This window comes from Bacillus sp. PK3-037, from assembly GCF_054161355.1.
Map to the genome: position 1 here is coordinate 3,568,358 of NZ_CP096408.1, position 16,495 is coordinate 3,584,852.

15 protein-coding genes, 7 tRNA genes and 5 pseudogenes are annotated in these 16,495 nt (G+C 35.9%); 7 read left to right on the forward strand and 20 right to left on the reverse strand.

Annotation, left to right across the window (positions count from 1 at the left end; genetic code table 11):
* Nucleotides 1-823: 823 nt before the first annotated feature.
* The 3 genes from M1D69_RS18375 to M1D69_RS18385 all read right to left on the reverse strand — a co-directional run bounded on the left by M1D69_RS18375 (nt 824) and on the right by M1D69_RS18385 (nt 1,870).
* The gene (locus M1D69_RS18375) at nt 824-1,102 is read right to left on the reverse strand and encodes an amidase domain-containing protein (RefSeq protein WP_458105252.1); all 279 of its coding nucleotides are present in this window, start codon (nt 1,100-1,102) and stop codon (nt 824-826) included.
* 8 nt (nt 1,103-1,110) lie between these two features.
* The gene (locus M1D69_RS18380; RefSeq protein WP_458110416.1) at nt 1,111-1,398 is read right to left on the reverse strand and encodes an amidase domain-containing protein; all 288 of its coding nucleotides are present in this window, start codon (nt 1,396-1,398) and stop codon (nt 1,111-1,113) included.
* Between the two features lie 274 nt (nt 1,399-1,672).
* Nucleotides 1,673-1,870 carry a hypothetical protein gene (locus M1D69_RS18385; RefSeq protein ID WP_458105251.1) on the reverse strand — a complete coding sequence of 66 codons (198 nt, stop codon included), beginning with the start codon at nt 1,868-1,870 and terminating at the stop codon, nt 1,673-1,675.
* 84 nt (nt 1,871-1,954) lie between these two features.
* Between M1D69_RS18385 and M1D69_RS18390 the strand changes: the two genes are divergently transcribed.
* The 3 genes from M1D69_RS18390 (at nt 1,955) to M1D69_RS18400 (ending at nt 4,244) form a co-directional block, all read left to right on the forward strand.
* Nucleotides 1,955-2,455, forward strand: a complete 501-nt coding sequence (locus M1D69_RS18390) for a DUF4944 domain-containing protein (protein ID WP_458105250.1) — start codon at nt 1,955-1,957, stop codon at nt 2,453-2,455.
* A gap of 140 nt (nt 2,456-2,595) precedes the next feature.
* Nucleotides 2,596-3,411 carry a hypothetical protein gene (locus M1D69_RS18395; protein ID WP_458105249.1) on the forward strand — a complete coding sequence of 272 codons (816 nt, stop codon included), beginning with the start codon at nt 2,596-2,598 and terminating at the stop codon, nt 3,409-3,411.
* Between the two features lie 269 nt (nt 3,412-3,680).
* On the forward strand, nt 3,681-4,244 hold the full coding sequence (locus tag M1D69_RS18400; protein ID WP_458105248.1) for a GNAT family N-acetyltransferase: 564 nt from the start codon (nt 3,681-3,683) through the stop codon (nt 4,242-4,244).
* Nucleotides 4,245-4,862: 618 nt separating this feature from the next.
* Here the strand turns inward: M1D69_RS18400 and M1D69_RS18405 are convergent.
* Nucleotides 4,863-5,897: a hypothetical protein gene (locus M1D69_RS18405; protein WP_458105247.1), complete on the reverse strand. Its 1,035-nt coding sequence runs from the start codon at nt 5,895-5,897 to the stop codon at nt 4,863-4,865.
* Nucleotides 5,898-6,225: 328 nt separating this feature from the next.
* On the reverse strand, nt 6,226-6,540 hold the full coding sequence (locus M1D69_RS18410) for a MerR family transcriptional regulator (protein ID WP_458110417.1): 315 nt from the start codon (nt 6,538-6,540) through the stop codon (nt 6,226-6,228).
* Nucleotides 6,541-6,629: 89 nt separating this feature from the next.
* Here M1D69_RS18410 and M1D69_RS18415 point away from each other — a divergent pair.
* A pseudogene (locus tag M1D69_RS18415) lies at nt 6,630-7,024 on the forward strand (carboxymuconolactone decarboxylase family protein).
* 89 nt (nt 7,025-7,113) lie between these two features.
* On the opposite strand, the pseudogene M1D69_RS18420 reads toward M1D69_RS18415, so the two are convergent.
* From M1D69_RS18420 to M1D69_RS18440, 5 genes and pseudogenes are all read right to left on the reverse strand, one after another.
* A pseudogene (locus M1D69_RS18420) lies at nt 7,114-7,428 on the reverse strand (cystatin-like fold lipoprotein); the annotation flags it as partial.
* 95 nt (nt 7,429-7,523) lie between these two features.
* A pseudogene (locus tag M1D69_RS18425) lies at nt 7,524-8,029 on the reverse strand (hypothetical protein).
* 123 nt (nt 8,030-8,152) lie between these two features.
* Entirely contained in the window at nt 8,153-8,938 is a 786-nt protein-coding gene (locus tag M1D69_RS18430) for a helix-turn-helix domain-containing protein (protein WP_458105246.1), read from the reverse strand.
* Nucleotides 8,939-9,211: 273 nt separating this feature from the next.
* Nucleotides 9,212-10,097, reverse strand: a pseudogene (locus tag M1D69_RS18435) (bifunctional lytic transglycosylase/C40 family peptidase); the annotation flags it as partial.
* Nucleotides 10,092-10,166 (reverse strand): annotated as a pseudogene (locus M1D69_RS18440) (hypothetical protein); the annotation flags it as partial. The pseudogenes M1D69_RS18435 and M1D69_RS18440, both read right to left, overlap by 6 nt.
* Nucleotides 10,167-10,264: 98 nt before the next feature.
* On the opposite strand from M1D69_RS18440, the gene M1D69_RS18445 reads away from it, so the two are divergent.
* Both M1D69_RS18445 and M1D69_RS18450 read left to right on the forward strand, forming a co-directional pair.
* Nucleotides 10,265-10,585, forward strand: coding sequence for an ArsR/SmtB family transcription factor (locus M1D69_RS18445; RefSeq protein WP_268454986.1), 321 nt, complete (start codon nt 10,265-10,267; stop codon nt 10,583-10,585).
* Between the two features lie 60 nt (nt 10,586-10,645).
* Nucleotides 10,646-11,941, forward strand: a complete 1,296-nt coding sequence (locus tag M1D69_RS18450) for an NAD(P)-binding domain-containing protein (protein WP_458105245.1) — start codon at nt 10,646-10,648, stop codon at nt 11,939-11,941.
* Nucleotides 11,942-11,974: 33 nt separating this feature from the next.
* Here M1D69_RS18450 and M1D69_RS18455 read toward each other — a convergent pair whose 3' ends face one another.
* The 9 genes from M1D69_RS18455 to M1D69_RS18495 form a co-directional block, all read right to left on the reverse strand.
* A complete protein-coding gene (locus tag M1D69_RS18455; protein WP_458105244.1) occupies nt 11,975-12,469 on the reverse strand; it encodes an arsinothricin resistance N-acetyltransferase ArsN1 family A in 495 nt (164 codons plus the stop codon).
* A gap of 238 nt (nt 12,470-12,707) precedes the next feature.
* Nucleotides 12,708-12,791 (reverse strand) — tRNA-Leu (locus M1D69_RS18460).
* Between the two features lie 79 nt (nt 12,792-12,870).
* Nucleotides 12,871-12,952 (reverse strand) — tRNA-Leu (locus M1D69_RS18465).
* Between the two features lie 11 nt (nt 12,953-12,963).
* Nucleotides 12,964-13,039 (reverse strand) — tRNA-Lys (locus M1D69_RS18470).
* Between the two features lie 27 nt (nt 13,040-13,066).
* Nucleotides 13,067-13,141 (reverse strand) — tRNA-Gln (locus tag M1D69_RS18475).
* A 12-nt stretch (nt 13,142-13,153) separates the two neighbouring features.
* Nucleotides 13,154-13,225, reverse strand: a tRNA-Glu gene (locus M1D69_RS18480).
* Nucleotides 13,226-13,254: 29 nt separating this feature from the next.
* Nucleotides 13,255-13,345: transfer RNA gene (locus tag M1D69_RS18485), tRNA-Ser, on the reverse strand.
* 5 nt (nt 13,346-13,350) lie between these two features.
* Nucleotides 13,351-13,425 (reverse strand) — tRNA-Asn (locus M1D69_RS18490).
* A 122-nt stretch (nt 13,426-13,547) separates the two neighbouring features.
* Nucleotides 13,548-14,000, reverse strand: a complete 453-nt coding sequence (locus tag M1D69_RS18495; protein WP_458105243.1) for a SprT family protein — start codon at nt 13,998-14,000, stop codon at nt 13,548-13,550.
* Between the two features lie 103 nt (nt 14,001-14,103).
* On the opposite strand from M1D69_RS18495, the gene cmpA reads away from it, so the two are divergent.
* Nucleotides 14,104-14,217, forward strand: a complete 114-nt coding sequence (gene cmpA / locus M1D69_RS18500) for a cortex morphogenetic protein CmpA (protein WP_003225207.1) — start codon at nt 14,104-14,106, stop codon at nt 14,215-14,217.
* Nucleotides 14,218-14,226: 9 nt separating this feature from the next.
* On the opposite strand, the gene M1D69_RS18505 is transcribed toward cmpA, so the two are convergent.
* Nucleotides 14,227-16,386, reverse strand: coding sequence for a Tex family protein (locus M1D69_RS18505; RefSeq protein ID WP_458105242.1), 2,160 nt, complete (start codon nt 16,384-16,386; stop codon nt 14,227-14,229).
* Between the last annotated feature and the right edge of the window lie 109 nt (nt 16,387-16,495).

Sequence of the window (16,495 nt, forward strand, 5' to 3'; positions counted from 1 at the left end):
CGACCTTTGAAATAACCTGTCTTTGGTGCCATGTCTGTTAGAATATCCATAATCTATCTTTTATGACTCTATATTATCTATAGTTTTAAAAACAATTTGACCTTTACTCAGTATAATGTTCAAACTGAATTATTATCTGTCTCTCCTGCTTATTTTTAATATCCTAATACACTTTCTCAAAAGCATCGTAGCGAAAACTTAATTGTTTTCTCGTTGCGATAATTGATCACTCTATCAATTTGATTACCTTTTTGCTCAAACTCAATAAGTGCATTCTCCCATTTATCTCTAATTGATATTATACAATTTCCATTTTTCTTTTCCTTATAGATGCAATCCATTTTTAATACTCTCCTATCAGAATCAATAAAAAAACCTTAAGTTATTTAAAGTCACGTTATCGATCGACAAAAGGTTTCGAAATAAGGAATCCTCAAAAAAGGACGTAAATCATGACTTGCGTTTGGCGGCAAGTGTCATAGAGCTTGAAAAAGGAAACCCTAAAAACACACCTTAATTTTCTAGTGTGTTTCAAAAATGCCCTGCACATTGCAAATCTATATCCTAAGTTATCAAAGCTTATTTTCATTACACTTTCTAACTTCACTTTGCGTTAATAATTGGTGAGCAATAAACACCCTTACTTCCTACTTCACTAACTCTCATTATGTTCACATGATATGCAATTAAGTTGTTAATTTTTCAGGAGTAAAAATGTATTAAGTTTTCATTATAGCTACTATTCAATAATCCACCTCTAACGGTTTTTTATACAAAAAAAAGAACTAGTCATATTAAGCAACTAGTTCAATTTTTGTTAGGATTAGAATTTGATAACTCTATATTTATAATACTTTGATTTCCAGTCTAATTCTAAATGTGCATATAGGTGTGCACTAGAATGTGCAGAATATCTTGGATACCCTTTATAAACATCATAGATAACTGCAGTATGCTTCCATTTTTTAGACGATTTAGAGTACATCTGAATAACGTCACCTGTTTTCACATACTTTGAAACATCCTTAGGATTTGTTAAATTGTATACTTTATGTTTTTTGTACCGGCCCAATATGTATAAAAATCCGAAACAACAGTCCATGAAGTTGACTATGTTCGTGCGGCACTTTTAGGCACTGATTGATTGTACCAACCTTTTGTTGTTTTATGAAGACCACGATTAAAGCTGAATCCCGTAGTATTCATTGGCATTCCACAAGCTAAAACTACCTGTGAAGCATAGTTGGTGCAATCTCCTCCACCACTACTTTCGCCGTAATATCCATATTTACTCGTCTTCTTATTCCAATTGTTAACCATGTATTTTTTTGCAGCCAATCTACTGTAACTAGACCCCAATTGAGTTACAAAAAAGGAATTAGAATTAGTACTTGCCATATAGTCAATTGGAATCTGACCTGATTCTTCTTTAATTTCTTCAACTTTTGCTTCAGTTTGTTTGTCTTCTTTTATATTTTCTTGTTGTACTTGTTTAACCGTTTCAGTTTCAACTTGTTTAGGAAGATCAAAGTTTTCAACCTCTACTTCACCATTCTCATCCTCTTTTTCTTCTTGGAGTCGTACTTAGCCAATTCCTCTAAATAAGTTTCTGAATAGACTTCCATTAAAGAAAAGTTATAACCTGATTTTGTTATCTCATCGGCTTTTTCATTTATACCTTGAAAAAATTAATGTAATCCTGAGAATTAATGTTGTAATTCAAATGTTGCGCTTTTAAATACTTTTGGACTTCGGTTTCCCCTTGCTTGACTGTTAAGTTCTCATTTTCAGCTTCAGCTGCATGAGCATTATTAAGGAAAGTGAAACTCAAAGCTGATGTTACTATTAGACTAAGTTCTATTTTTTTCATATGTTTTCCTTATTTGAATTCATGGTACTATCATATAGCAATTACTTTTCGAGGAAACATCAATACATTTTTTGGAGGTTATTTATGAAAAAGGAGTATAAAAGACCTGTTTTATTTACAATTTCTGCTTTGGCGATTATTTTCCTAGTGTTTTTCTCATTAAAAGTCTATAACCATTACAATCTCGAATATCCTAACTGGGAAGGTAAAAGTAAGGATCACAACTGGGAAGTAGTCTTTAAAAAGAATGAAGATGCTCCAAAAGAGTTTAGCGGGGAGATTCTTTGGATTGGTGATAAAGATAAAACTGATAAAACTTATATAGAATCAATAACAATAATGAAAGATAATAAAACACTTCTTGATTCTTCAGATTTTAACAGTGATATCCCTATGAAAGATTATTCAGGTGGTACCTCTAGCGATGGATCAGCTAAAGAAAAATCATTTTCATTTTTAGAACGCTTAGAAGAATCTGATCTAAAAGGATCTAAGATAACAGTTCAAGTGAAATGGAAACAAGATAACCAATCATTCAGTACTGAAAAGTTCGTTCTTTCAAAGAAAACTTTATTTAATCATTAATTCTTTGAGTTATTCTAACCAGTTCTTTATCTGAACTGGTTTCTTTTTATGAAATTCTTCAGTTTAATCATTGCTCAAACAAATACAAAACTCAGCAGTATACTATTTAATTAAAAGAATGATACTAAGGAGAACAAAGAATGGAAAAGTTAATATTGGATTCTGTTAAAAACCTTGTTGGAGACAATACTTTGCTTGGTCTAACGATAACACTTATTTTTATATTCACTATTTGGCTAAGCCGACAAATCAAATCTGTTTATGAAAAAGATAAGGAACTTCGAAAGACAGAGAGAGAAAATTCACTAAAGATTATTTCAGAGATATTAAAACAGTATCATACTATTGGAAGAGAAAGTTTGACCGATGATGAATTTTTAAAATATGTACAAACTCAACTACCATTGCTTGATTTAAAAACCTATTTGATAATAAGAGACATCTTAGAAAAAAACCTCGATGAATCTAGTGAGTATAAATCAGAAAAGATAAAAAATGAAATTTTAAAGGCTATTAAGTTAATAAAGTTCCATGATAACATTATATATAGTGAGAGCATTATGGAAACTATAACTCGCTCACTATCTAATTTAAAAGATGTATTTATTCCTCCAATTATTTCAGTACTAGTTGTATTATACTTAGTTCTAGCATTTTCCCTAGGTTATTCCCAACATCCATTCTGGAACATAACAAAATTAACAACTGGTTTATTTGGTCTATTCTTTTTAGTTGCATGTCTGGATGACATGATTGAGAGAAAATGGGTTCTAGTAAATAAACGCTCTATTTTGAACTTGATATTTTTAATTTTCATACCTTTTATTCTGATTCTCGTAACGTCATTAGAACACCCTAAACTTTTAGTTGTTTTTTTTATCTACGGCATTATTGGGGTGATTTTCTTTCTCATAATCAGCATTCTCAAACAAAGACGGTTGAATCGGCAAAGTTAGAGCCTCCTTATGGAATAAAGAGACAAGCCAGCAACAATATTTATTGTCTCTTTATTTTCCATCAGCTCTCAATAAAGTGAAATCTGTATTTCCCCTCACAAAATCCTATATAGTCACCGAATTCTTTTTGATTAAGAGTATTTATTTGTAATTTCTAATTGGGAGTAAAAATGCTGCAGCAAACCTTGAATATTATTTGCGCACGTCATAAAGCTTTATTATTGTATTACTTTGCTTCTTTAATATAAAATTCCGAGAGGAGAAATCAAATGAATCCTTTGTTGTTAGATGTTCCTTTACAATTAGAAACAGAAAGACTAATCCTCCGAGCACCACACCAAACAGGAGACGGGAAAATTGTAAACCAAGCAATTAGGGATTCCTTTAATGAATTAAAAGCTTGGTTGCCTTTTGCTCAAGAACTTCCTACTGTTAAAGAAACAGAGATAAATTTAAGAAATGCTCATATAAATTTTTTAAAGAGAGAAAGTTTTCGTTTTCTTATTTTTGATAAAGATAGCAATGACTTTATTGGAATAACTAGCCTTCAGCGAATTGACTGGAACATTCCTAAATGTGAAATTGGGTACTGGGTAAATACTAAATATAGCGGGAATGGATATATGACAGAAGCAGTAAAAAAATTAGCTAACTTTGGGTTACATAATATCAAATTTAGAAGAATTGAAATCAGATGTGAATCAACAAATCTTAAAAGTCGTGCTATTCCAGAAAAATTGGGGTTTGTATTCGAAGGCACTTTAAGAAATGATGATTTATCCGCAGATGGTAGCAAGCTGACTGACACTTGTTTTTATTCCATAATAAAGTAACATTGTACGCTTAAAATAACGGATGCGGTATAAAAACAAAAAAGGGCATAACATATTTTGTATGCTAATATACAATGCCCTTTTTTTCTTATTTAACTATATACTTTTGCGGACAAATCAGACCACTTACTTTAAGTAGGTGGTCTGATTTAGTCACAAAATACGTTCTGTTCAAAAGACACAAAAAATACCAAGGTACTCTAAACCCTTGGTATCATTGATGCGGCCGAGAGGACTTGAACCTCCACGGGTTATTCACCCACTAGGCCCTCAACATAGTAAATCCATATCATTAGTTATGAAAGCTTGTTTTCATTACACACTTACTAACTTCACTTTACATCATTTCTATAAGTTTGTATGGATTATGGTTAATAATTGGTTAGCAAAAACCCCCGTCTAACAAAAAAAGGGTATTGAGGAAAATTCAACGCCTTTAAAATATTAAGCATCTATATAATCTTTTGTGTCACACAAAAGTCAATATTATAAGACTAAAAATATAGAAAAACTTACCATAATTATTTGGTATGTTTTTTCTTAAGATAGCCCCCTTAACAATAATTTATCATCAAAAAAGATGACCTTGTATCTCCGTATTCAACAATGTTTTTGTTGTTAATTTAAAACAGTAAAGTTATTAATAACTCCATTGGATTTTTTCCAGCGTTTTGCAAATTCTTTACTCTGTATAGTGTAAGAGAAGATTGTTCGTTCTTTTATTTCTCTTCCAGTCGATTCATCAGTGTATGACTTAGCTTTTGAATCAATCCCTAAGAAATAAACCTCTTTTCCATCAGATGAGTATTGAGGAAATGATTGACTAAGTAATTTGAACTCCCCATTCTCTTTAAATAAAGGTTTGTATTTATTTGTTCCCAAATCTAACTCATATACAGTTCTGGACTCATTATCTGATTCTGAGCCAGACGTAAATAAAACCTTGTTACCTTTTGGTGCAATCGCAACATCTTGTATAGGTTTAGTAAGGCTTCCAATTTGCTTTGTTTGTTTTGAACCAATAATTGAAAAAAACGTTTTAGGAGGTTTTGGCGGGTCTCCTGTTAAATTTGCTTTTTCAACATTTTTCATATCATCGGTTAAAGAATAATGTAAAACAATTTGATTATTTTCACGTGAATTATATTGGAAAAAGGCTACATTTTGATCTTCATTTGATTTATCTGGAAATATAATTGCGGTTTTTTTAGTGATCAAATTAAGTGAGGCCAAATGGAAGTTGCGATGGTTTGGTAGATTTACTCTCATATATATTGTTGTTTCATCAGAAGAGAGTTGCAGTTCGTCAGCGTAATCAAAACTTTTGGTTACAATTTCTTTTCTGCCCGTTTTTAATTCGAAACGTACAATATTTAATTTATTTTGTTTATCTCTTTTTGTGTAATATAATGTGCTTCTGTCTTTATTTAAAGTCATTGAAGGATATTCTGTCATTTTTTCTTGATGGAGGATATCATCATTGAAGTAGTAGGAGGTAATCAGGTGTGCATTAGTAAATGAAACCAAAAGATCAGGCTCTGAAATTTTTGACGTTATATGTTTTGTATGACTGTTATATACATTTGAAAATAAGATTAAAATACTAACTAAACCTACAACAAATAAGATGACCCACATTTTTTTGTTTTGCACGTTTACATCCACCTTTAAAAGATGCCTGCTATATGCACTTTATTATTTCGTTTACACTGATTTTCATGTTCTGTTATTAATTCTGGGCAGAAAATGGGCACTTCTATATAAGTATAAACACTTTATCCCTATCTCGAATTAAAATACTGACTTTCATCAAAAAATGGCCGCAGAGCAAAATATTAAACCAATCAGGAAACTTATTCGTTATTGGCTCTTCAATCTAAACCTGAAATTTTGGTCTCAAAAATAATAAAAAATATTTACTTATGTCACTCCAATGCTTTATAGTAATCAATCTTTTCTTCAATTTTCTTCGAGTTACGTCTTAATTCTTCAATTTCTTCAAGGACTTTTTTTGGTGCAGTTCTAACAATTCTAGTCGCTTACTTACTGTAGACTCACCTTGATTTCTTAGATCGGAAAACCGTTTCATATCCGCAACCGACATCCCCGTTATTCGTAAACGGATTAAAAAATTAATCCAAGAAATATCAGACTCCGTGTACTTACGATAACCGTTTGCATCACGGCTCACTTCATTAAGTAACCCAATTTTTTCATAGTACCGTAAAGTGTGAGCAGAAAGTTTAGTCATTTTCGCAATTTGTTGAATAGTAAATAATTTTTCCATATAAATCATTATAGCACAAAAAAAGTATTGCTTTAGAGCACGCTCTAAGGTGTAGCATTTAATTCGGAAGGTAGAATAATTCTTAGGGAGGAAAAGAAATGAACAACGAACGCTATCAGCAAGGTTGGCAAAAACTTATGGAAATTGGTGGAGAAGGAGGGCAACGTGTAATTGACTCACTTAAAAATATTGCACCTGATTTAGGAAAATATGTAGTGGAATTTGCTTTTGGGGATATATATTCGAGAGAAGGACTTGACCTAAAGCAACGTCAATTAGTTACTATTGCATCACTAACTACGCAGGGTGGCTGTGAACCACAACGGATGTTCATATCAACGCAGCACTTAATGTCGGACTTTCGCCAGATGAAATAGTAGAAGCTATTATGCACTGTACGCCTTATACTGGCTTTCCACGAGTGCTCAATGCTATCTTTGTAGCAAAACGCATTTTTGAAGAACAGAACTTTCAAACTACATCCACTCTTTAAATATAAAACTTCCTATTTATTGATCTATCTACTATTAGCGTTTATATCAATACTTTTGCGATTTGACGCCAACATTACGGCAATCTTTTTTAAACAGAAAAGAGGAGTAAACACATGGTTTCCTCCTCTAACTTAGTTTCTTTACCTTTGGCTTCTTCATAGTCAGGCGTTTTCTTTGATAAGCCAAGACGATCATTTTCATCGTTTCCGGGCATGTCGCTCATTACTTTATACTCGCCTCCAAGTTTTTCATAGTATTTAAAAGTAGTTAATTTACGAGAAGAATCATCAGGCATATAAAATGCGAACTGGATATATTTTCACCCATCGTAAACCCGAACTATAGAATTAGCCCTCGAAACATTTATTCTAGTATCATCGCCTTTATATTGATTGATTACATCAACTCAAACTAAGGAAAATAAAAAGGTTTTTCAAAATACATATTACTTATTTTTAGAATATTTGGTGTAACAAATAATTTGATCTTTTCCACCTTTTATCCATTTCCCTTGACCTCCACATTATCAACTAACCAATCATTTTTTCTTTCTTCATAGTCGTTTGAACAATCAACACTTAATTCGTAGTAACTGAATTCGCAGTTGTGGCGATTTCAACAACGTTTAAAAACAATTCATGGGATTCATCTAATGGTTTTGAATAACTCTCTAGTGAAAGTAATTCACTTTGCACGCTGACTGTGTGCTTTTGATCTGAACGTGAAGGGAATACATAATCAAACCCTTTTTCGTTTGTATACTTCTTAACTGTTTCATATTGCTTATCTATGTCCGAGTAATTAAAAAATGCTTCAAAAAATGCTTTATTTTCCGAAGCACTGCTTGTTGATTCTATATGGTTCAATTCTTTAATTTTTTCTGTCAGAACTTCATTTTTATCCTTCAACTTTTCAATCTTATACGTTTGCTGTCCATTCGTAAAAAATACGGTCACCAAGATCAATAATAAACAAGCTGAAGCCCATGTAATATGTGTTTTCATATTTTCACTCCTAGTACATGAACTTATTTAAAAATATAATGAACCTATTTCAAATTAAGATTAACTGAGAACTTTATCTTTTTTCTTTCATAATGAAAAAAAGAACCTTTTTAGGCTCTTTTATTAGATATCATCCATTCTTTTTCTCACTTTCTTACTAAGCTTAAAGCCGAATCTATTTATATACTCTTCGTTTTTCACCATTATTTGATATGCCTCTATGATTGGCAAGGTACGAATCAAGATATAGATACCTACAGTTATCAAAACTACACAAACTGGATAGTAGGCAGTTAAACCTGAGGCTATATGTTTTCTTTCAAGAAGAAAAGGAATTACGCCTGCTACAATAGAACAAACTCCAACGACAATGATAGCAGCATACCTTCTTTTAATATCTTTATATCTCGCTGTCAGCTCTTTATGATGATTTTGATCAAAAATCAGAGTCTCTTTCTTGAGTACCTTATATTTATCTTCTTCCGTAATCATTCCTGTCACAATAGCTCCAATGCCGAGTACTGCTATAATAATGATAAGGAGTGTATAAATAGCTGGTTCTTGTTTAAAAACCAAATAAGGGACAGTGGAAAAAATAAGCATGCTCAGTCCGAAAGATACATACTTGAAAACTTTGCGTTGATGCAATAAAAAGCCGTCTGCCATTTCTCTGCTTACATAATATCCTTCTTTGTTATCGGGACGAGGTTCAGCAGAGTCTTTTAACAAATAATCAATTGATACTTCGAAAATGTTTCCAATCATTAGAAGCTTTTCTGTTTCAGGAAACCCTTGCCCATTTTCCCACTTACTAATCGCCTGCCTTGTCGTGTTTACTTTCTCTGCTAAAGCTTCCTGTGACAGACCTTTTTCTTTTCGCAGCTTAAAAAGTTTTTCACCAAATGTCATAGTTAAGAACTCCTTTACTTTGATGACTACATTGTATGAAAACAGCGCTCTCCGTTCTATCTTCCAGCAAATGCACTTTGTCAACTTACGGTTGCAACGATGTTAAACCGTGTGTTTTATAGCTATTATGATCATGCCTTTGATAAGTAAATGTTTTCAAAATTAAACATCTAATTCCTTTTCCTTCTTAAGTATAGATAAACAATAAATTCTTTTCCACTTTTTATTCACCCTTAAAACTTGTGATGTACATTTTTTTATTTCAACTCCTAATTATTTAATTCGTCCAAAAGATACAAGGTGATCTCTCCAATAACCTGATTTCGGATGAGAATATTCGATTCCACTGTCATTTGAATTAAACATTCTGCCATTGCCTACATAGATGCCGACGTGAGTAATGGCTTTTCCTTCATATGTGCCGCAAAAGACACTAAGTCACCCGCAGTCGCTTCTTTTTCACTTATTTTCTTGGTTGCCCCATGTTGTTCTTGTGCTGTTCTAGGAAGAGTGATTCCAGCTTTCGCAAAAGACCACTGAACAAGGCCAGAACAATCAAATCCAGTTTTCGGGTTTGAACCTCCCCAGGCATACGGTTGCCCTTTATATTTCAAAGCTTCTTTCATGACTGTTTCATAGAAATCCATAGAGCCATTCACAGGCTTCACATTTTTATCAGAGCCTTTCACATACCTCATGACATGGTCAACATAACTTGGGTCACCGTAGCTTTTCCAGCCCATTTTAAAAGCTTGCAATCGGCTGAAATCAAGTGCCAATTTCTTTGTGTATTTCCCGCCATTCTTTTTGACATAGTCTATAAAGCCAGAACCAAAGTTGTATGCTTGTAAGGTTAAACGAACATCACCGCCAGCCTGTTTAAAAACCTTCTTAAAATGTTTAATGCCGACTTCAATCGAACGTTCTGGGTCAGTTATGGAGTTAGGAGGTAAGCCGATACTTTCGGAACTTTGCATGATATCTAAAGAACGCCCACCACTTTCCTGCATGGTGAGGCCATAATAATATTCACTTGGTCAAAAACACCTTCCTGACGGGCGTACTTCTCAAATACAGCCCTAAATCGTTCGACTTCCGGTGCAATACAAACCGTTTCATATTCGCCATCCCCACCGACTATAAAATCGTCCCCGACTCGAGTTAATAAATAAAATTGGTATCTGGCTTTCTCTAGGTCTCTTTGCGTTAGCAGCACGTTTTCGGGAACATCAAAAAAAATTGATTTTTTCTTGATTCTCTTTCTAATTTCACTTATGATAATTACATCAAAATTATTTGATTAATCAACCAGAGGAGGACTTCAAAATGCTACAAATACCTCTAGAGAATAAACAGTTACAAGAGACCTTTGAACATTACGAAAAAAAGTTTAAAGCATTATCTGATAAAAAAAGGCTTCATTTGTTACACATTCTTTGTGAACGTGGCTCTACCTGTGTATGTGATTTAATCGATGAAATCCAGATGCCACAATCTAAATTATCTTATCATTTGAAAATCTTATTAGATGCAGGTTTAATTACAAAAGAAACAAAGGGTACATGGAGTTATTACTCCTTGAACGAAAAAGAAATAAATCATTTGTTATCAGCAGAATTATGCTGTTTATTCCGCCCTTCTCGCTAGGAGGGGAATTATTTTCAATTTATTTATCAAAAAAAATTGATTTACAGGAGGGAACATATTATGAAAAAAACATTACCAGTAGCCATTATTGGGGGAGGACCAGTAGGAATTGCCGCAGCAGCTCATCTTGTTAAAAGAAATGAATCATTTATTCTGTTTGAATCAGGAAAAGAAATCGGGACCAACTTTATAAATTATGGACATGTACGGCTGTTTTCACCCTGGGAATATAATATAGACCAAGCAGCAAAAGAATTGTTACAAAAATACAATATTCCTCTTCCTCCAAAAGATGAACTTCCACTAGGAGAAGAGATTGTTTCCAAATACTTAAAACCACTAACGGAACTGCCTGAATTGAAACCTTATATCCATGTGAACAGCCCTGTTCTTCATGTTGGAAAAAAAGGATTTGATAAAGTCAAAACAAAAGGCAGAGATCAAGCACCCTTTGTCATTCGAGTGAAAGTAAACAACTCTGAAGAGAAAATATATGAGGCAAAAGCAGTTATAGACGCTACAGGTACTTGGCAAAATCCAAATCCACTAAACGCTGAAGGACTCATAACTGATGCTGAAAAAAAGATTTCTAATCAGATTTATTATGGGATTCCAGATATACTAAATCGGGATCGAAATCGATATATAAATAAGACTGTTGCAGTTGTTGGGAGTGGTCATTCAGCTGTAAATACTTTGTTAGATTTAACACAGTTAAAAGAACAAACTGAAAATACAGAGATCATCTGGATTCTAAGAAAACAGGATATTACAGAAGTTTTCGGGGGAGAAGGAAATGATCAGTTGCCTGCTAGAGGGCAATTAGGGACAAGATTACGGGGCCTCTTAGAAAATGGACTTATTAAAGCGTACCCTTCAACGTTCATTGAAAATATCGCACCCACATCTGACGGTAAATTAAATATTTTTGGATTCCAGCAACAGGAACAAAAAATATTTAAGGATGTAGACGAAATTATTGCGAATACAGGTGCAAGACCAGATTTTCAGTTTTTAAAAGAAATTCGTCATACTTTTGATTCTGCTTTAGAGTGCGTGCCAGATTTGGCTAATTTAATTGATCCTAATATCCACAGCTGCGGAACTGTTCGACCACATGGGGAAAAAGAATTAAGACAACCTGAAAAAAACTTCTATATTATTGGCTCAAAAAGTTACGGAAGAGCACCGACATTCTTATTAGCTACTGGTTACGAGCAGGCTCGCTCTGTTGTGGCATATATCACTGGTGATATGGAATCTGCTGGACGTGTAGAATTAAAGCTACCTGAAACAGGAGTTTGTAAACTAACACCAAAACCTTCTGTTGCTAAAACATCCTGCTGTTGTGATTAATTTTAAAAAACAGGTCTCTCTTTAGAGACCTGTTTACTTTGTAAGTATTTTCTCCATTGCCATTACATCTACATAATGACCGTCGATTTTCCCTTGTTCATTAAATATACCAACTTCACGATACCCCATTGAAGCATATAAACCCTGCCCTAATTGATTAAAAGGAAATGTAAATAACACGATCTTATGTATCTTGGATTTAATTGCTTCTTTCTCAATATTCGACAAAAGTTCTTTACCTATACCTTTTCCTCGATGATTACGATCAATATATATAGATAAATCAGCAACACCTTGGTATGCGCAACGGTGAGAATATGGATTTAGAGAAACCCACCCTACTATACAATGGTCTATTTCAGCAACAAGGACCTTATATTTTTCTTCACGATTAGAAAACCAATTTGTCATATAATCAATATCTTTTTCTTCTACTTCTAATGTAGCAATCCGATCAGCTATGCCTTGGTTATAAATATCTAATATTCTATTTACATCCGAGTCTTTTGCAGTTCTTATAAGAAGCATCCCTAATCCCCTTTCTTTTTTTACATTTTAATCAATTTTTTTGATTAATCAAGTATATAAACACTACCTGCCACTTTAAAGGAAAATATCATAACAACAAGAAATGTTTCTTGAACACCTATCCTAATAATTTAAAAAGATGACTTACTTTAGGTAAGTTGGCAGTTTGTGGGCAGCAGACAATCTAAAAACAAGCACAAAAAAATACCAAGGACGTTAAAACCCTTGGTATCATTGATGCGGCCGAGAGGACTTGAACCTCCACGGGTTATTCACCCACTAGGCCCTCAACCTAGCGCGTCTGCCATTCCGCCACGACCGCGTGATCATTAAATTGTTTGTGCTGGTTTAGCAGGCTCTTAACCTAGTAAAACCAATTTGCGTGCACTTTGTAAATAAAGTGCGGGTGAAGGGACTCGAACCCCCACGTCGTAAGACACTAGATCCTAAGTCTAGCGCGTCTGCCAATTCCGCCACACCCGCAAAAAGACAAATGGTGAGCCATGAAGGACTCGAACCTTCGACCCTCTGATTAAAAGTCAGATGCTCTACCAACTGAGCTAATGGCTCTTACTATTTAATTTCAAAAAATAAAAATGGCTGGGCTAGCTGGATTCGAACCAACGCATGACGGAGTCAAAGTCCGTTGCCTTACCGCTTGGCTATAGCCCAACGAAAATGGAATGACCCGTACGGGATTCGAACCCGTGTTACCGCCGTGAAAGGGCGGTGTCTTAACCGCTTGACCAACGGGCCGATGGTTGAGAACTTATATCGAATTCTTATGGCGGAGAAGGAGGGATTTGAACCCTCGCGCCGCTTACGCGACCTACACCCTTAGCAGGGGCGCCTCTTCAGCCACTTGAGTACTTCTCCAAATATGGCTCCACAGGCAGGATTCGAACCTGCGACCGATCGGTTAACAGCCGATAGCTCTACCACTGAGCTACTGTGGAATAACGAGACAAGATTCATTATATCAAGCTTGTCATTAAGAGTCAAGAGGTAAATGTTTTTTCTTATCTCTCGTGACGACTTTTATAATGTAACATAGGCTTGCCAGTTTCGTCAACCTTTTTTACGAAAAAATTCTTTTTATTTTCCCGCGGCATTTTCCGCATCTGTATCTGTCAGGATTCATGGCGCGTCTCTTTATATACTGTTGGCCGCAAGCCGTACATATATACCTATATGTTTTGTTGCTTTCTGTTTTTTTCTTTAGAGGCGCACAGAAGCGGGGCGCATTGACTTGCTGGAGAAGCGCTCTGAAATCTTTGTCCCTGTGCTTGTATCCTTTTCCTTCAAGGTGAAGATGATAATGGCAGAGCTCGTGCTTAATAATGCCAATCAGTTCCTCCCTCCCATGTTCAATCAAATATTTTCTGTTCAATTCGATGTTATGAGAGGTTAACAGGTATCTTCCGCCGGTCGTTTTGAGTCTGTCGTTGAAAACAGCCTGATGGCGAAACGGCTTTTTGAAATATGTGTTAGAAATATCCTCTGTAAGCTTTTGCAGCTCTTTGTTATCCATGGTGCACCTCACTAAAAAAACATTGAACGGGACAATTCACCGTTTGCATACAATAGGGTAATCACCGCCCCTCTTATGATAAAAGCTGAGGAGGAATGAGCCTATGCCAAATTGGCTGAAAAAGCAGATGCAAAAAGCGTTCCTTGAAAAAGATAATTACCAAATTAAACTGCTGAATCAATGCTGGTATTTCTATAGGAAAAAACACTGCTCGTAAGCAGTGCTTTTATTTTACCATAGACAGTGACACTCTGCCTTTTTGTACATCGACACCGTCAACCCAAACCGTCACGATGTCACCGACGGATACAACATCAAGCGGATGCTTGACGAATTGATTGCTGAGTTTTGAAATGTGCACAAGCCCGTCCTGTTTGACTCCGATATCAACAAACGCTCCGAAGTCCACTACATTGCGCACGGTGCCCTGCAGCTCCATTCCTTCTTTCAGATCCTCCAGCTGAAGGACGTCTGTTTTCAGCAGAGGCTTAGGCACCTCATCACGCGGATCACGTTCAGGTCTTGTCAGCTGTTCACAAATGTCTTTCAGCGTAATGTCACCGATTCCCAGTTCCTTTGCTGTTTCAGAAAGCTCAAGTTTGTTGATTTTATCCTTCAATTCCGCCGTGCCGATCTGCTCTGTTGAAAGACCGAACTTTTTCAAAAGCGTTTTTGTTTCTTTATAGCTTTCCGGGTGGATTCCTGTTCTGTCCAGAGGCTCTGTCCCTTCCTGCACTCTTAAAAAGCCGATACATTGTTCATAGGTTTTCGCGCCGAGCCTTGGAATATCCTTCAGTTCTTTTCGATTCGAAAACTTTCCGAGCTCTTCCCGCTTTTTGACGATATTGCCCGCTACGGATTTCGATAATCCCGCTACATACTGAAGCAGCGCGGCGGAAGCTGTGTTGACATTTACTCCTACCTGGTTTACGACTGTCTCGACGACAAAGCGCAGGGATTCATTTAAGCGTTTTTGGCTGACGTCATGCTGATACTGCCCTACTCCTACAGACTTCGGGTCAATTTTGACGAGTTCCGCAAGCGGATCTTGAAGTCTCCGTGCGATGGATACTGCACTGCGTTCCTCGACCTGAAGCTCAGGAAATTCTTCTCTGGCAAGCTCAGAAGCCGAATAGACGCTTGCCCCCGCTTCATTGACAATCACATAATAAATATCACGCGGCGTGTCCTTCAGCACATCGACAATGAATTGCTCTGTCTCCCTGGAGGCCGTGCCGTTTCCAATCGCCACCATTTCCACTTGATATTCTTCAAGAATCGCTTTCACTTTCTCATGAGCTTCTTTCGTTTTTTTGACAGGTGCATGCGGGTAAATCACATCAATTTTTAAGACTTTCCCGGTTTCATCTGACACTGCCAGCTTACAGCCTGTTCGGAAAGCCGGATCTACACCAAGAACCGTCTTGCCTTTCATCGGCGGCTGAAGGAGAAGCTTTCTGAGGTTCTCAGAGAAAATATGAATCGCCTGTTCATCCGCTTTTTCCGACAGTTCTTTTCTGATTTCACGTTCAATGGCAGGCTGAATCAGTCTTTTGTAGCTGTCTTCAATCGTTTCCTGCAAAACTTCTTTTACAGACGTTGAACGATTTTTGATGATTTGCTTTTCTAAGTAAGCCTTAATGTGATCTGCAGGCGGTTCGATAGATACCTTTAAAATGTCTTCTTTTTCGCCGCGGTTCATCGCCAGCACCCTGTGCGGAACGACTTTTGCGATTGGCTCTTGATACTCGTAGTACATTTCGTACACGTTTTTTTCATCTGTGTCTGCTGATTTTCCGGCAGCTGATTTGATCGTTCCTTTTTTAAAGGTTTCCTGGCGAATCCATTTTCTGAAATTCGGTTCGTCTGAGATTTGTTCCGCAATAATGTGCTTGGCGCCTTCAATGGCTTCTTCTTTGGTGAACACTTCTTTTTCTTCGCTGATATATTGGTCTGCTGTTTCTGCAAGGCGGTCATCTTGCGGAAGGGTCATGATATAGTCGGCAAGCGGCTCAAGGCCTTTGCTTTTGGCGACTGTCGCTTTCGTTTTGCGCTTTTGTTTATACGGGCGGTAGAGGTCTTCTACTTCCTGAAGTTTTACGGATTGCTCAATTTTACGTTTTAGATCATCTGTCAGTTTATCCTGCTCGGCGATTAGCCTGATCACTTCTTCTTTGCGCTGATTCAGGTTTTGTATGTATTGCCATCGTTCAGAAATGGTCTGAATCTGAACCTCGTCCATTGAACCCGTCTGTTCTTTTCGATATCTGGCGATGAACGGAACTGTGTTGCCGTCCTCAAGCAGACGGATGACGCTTTCAACATGTTTTTGTGATAAACCTATTTCTTTCGCAATTTGCTGTTTCAAAAGGGCTGACGTTTCCATGTAACCATAGCCTCCAATTTTGTCGTTCTTTCTCTAGTGTATCAAAAACAGAAAAAAACACATAAAAAAAGACAGCTGCCGCTGCCCGTATTTTTATTCATTTTTTAAG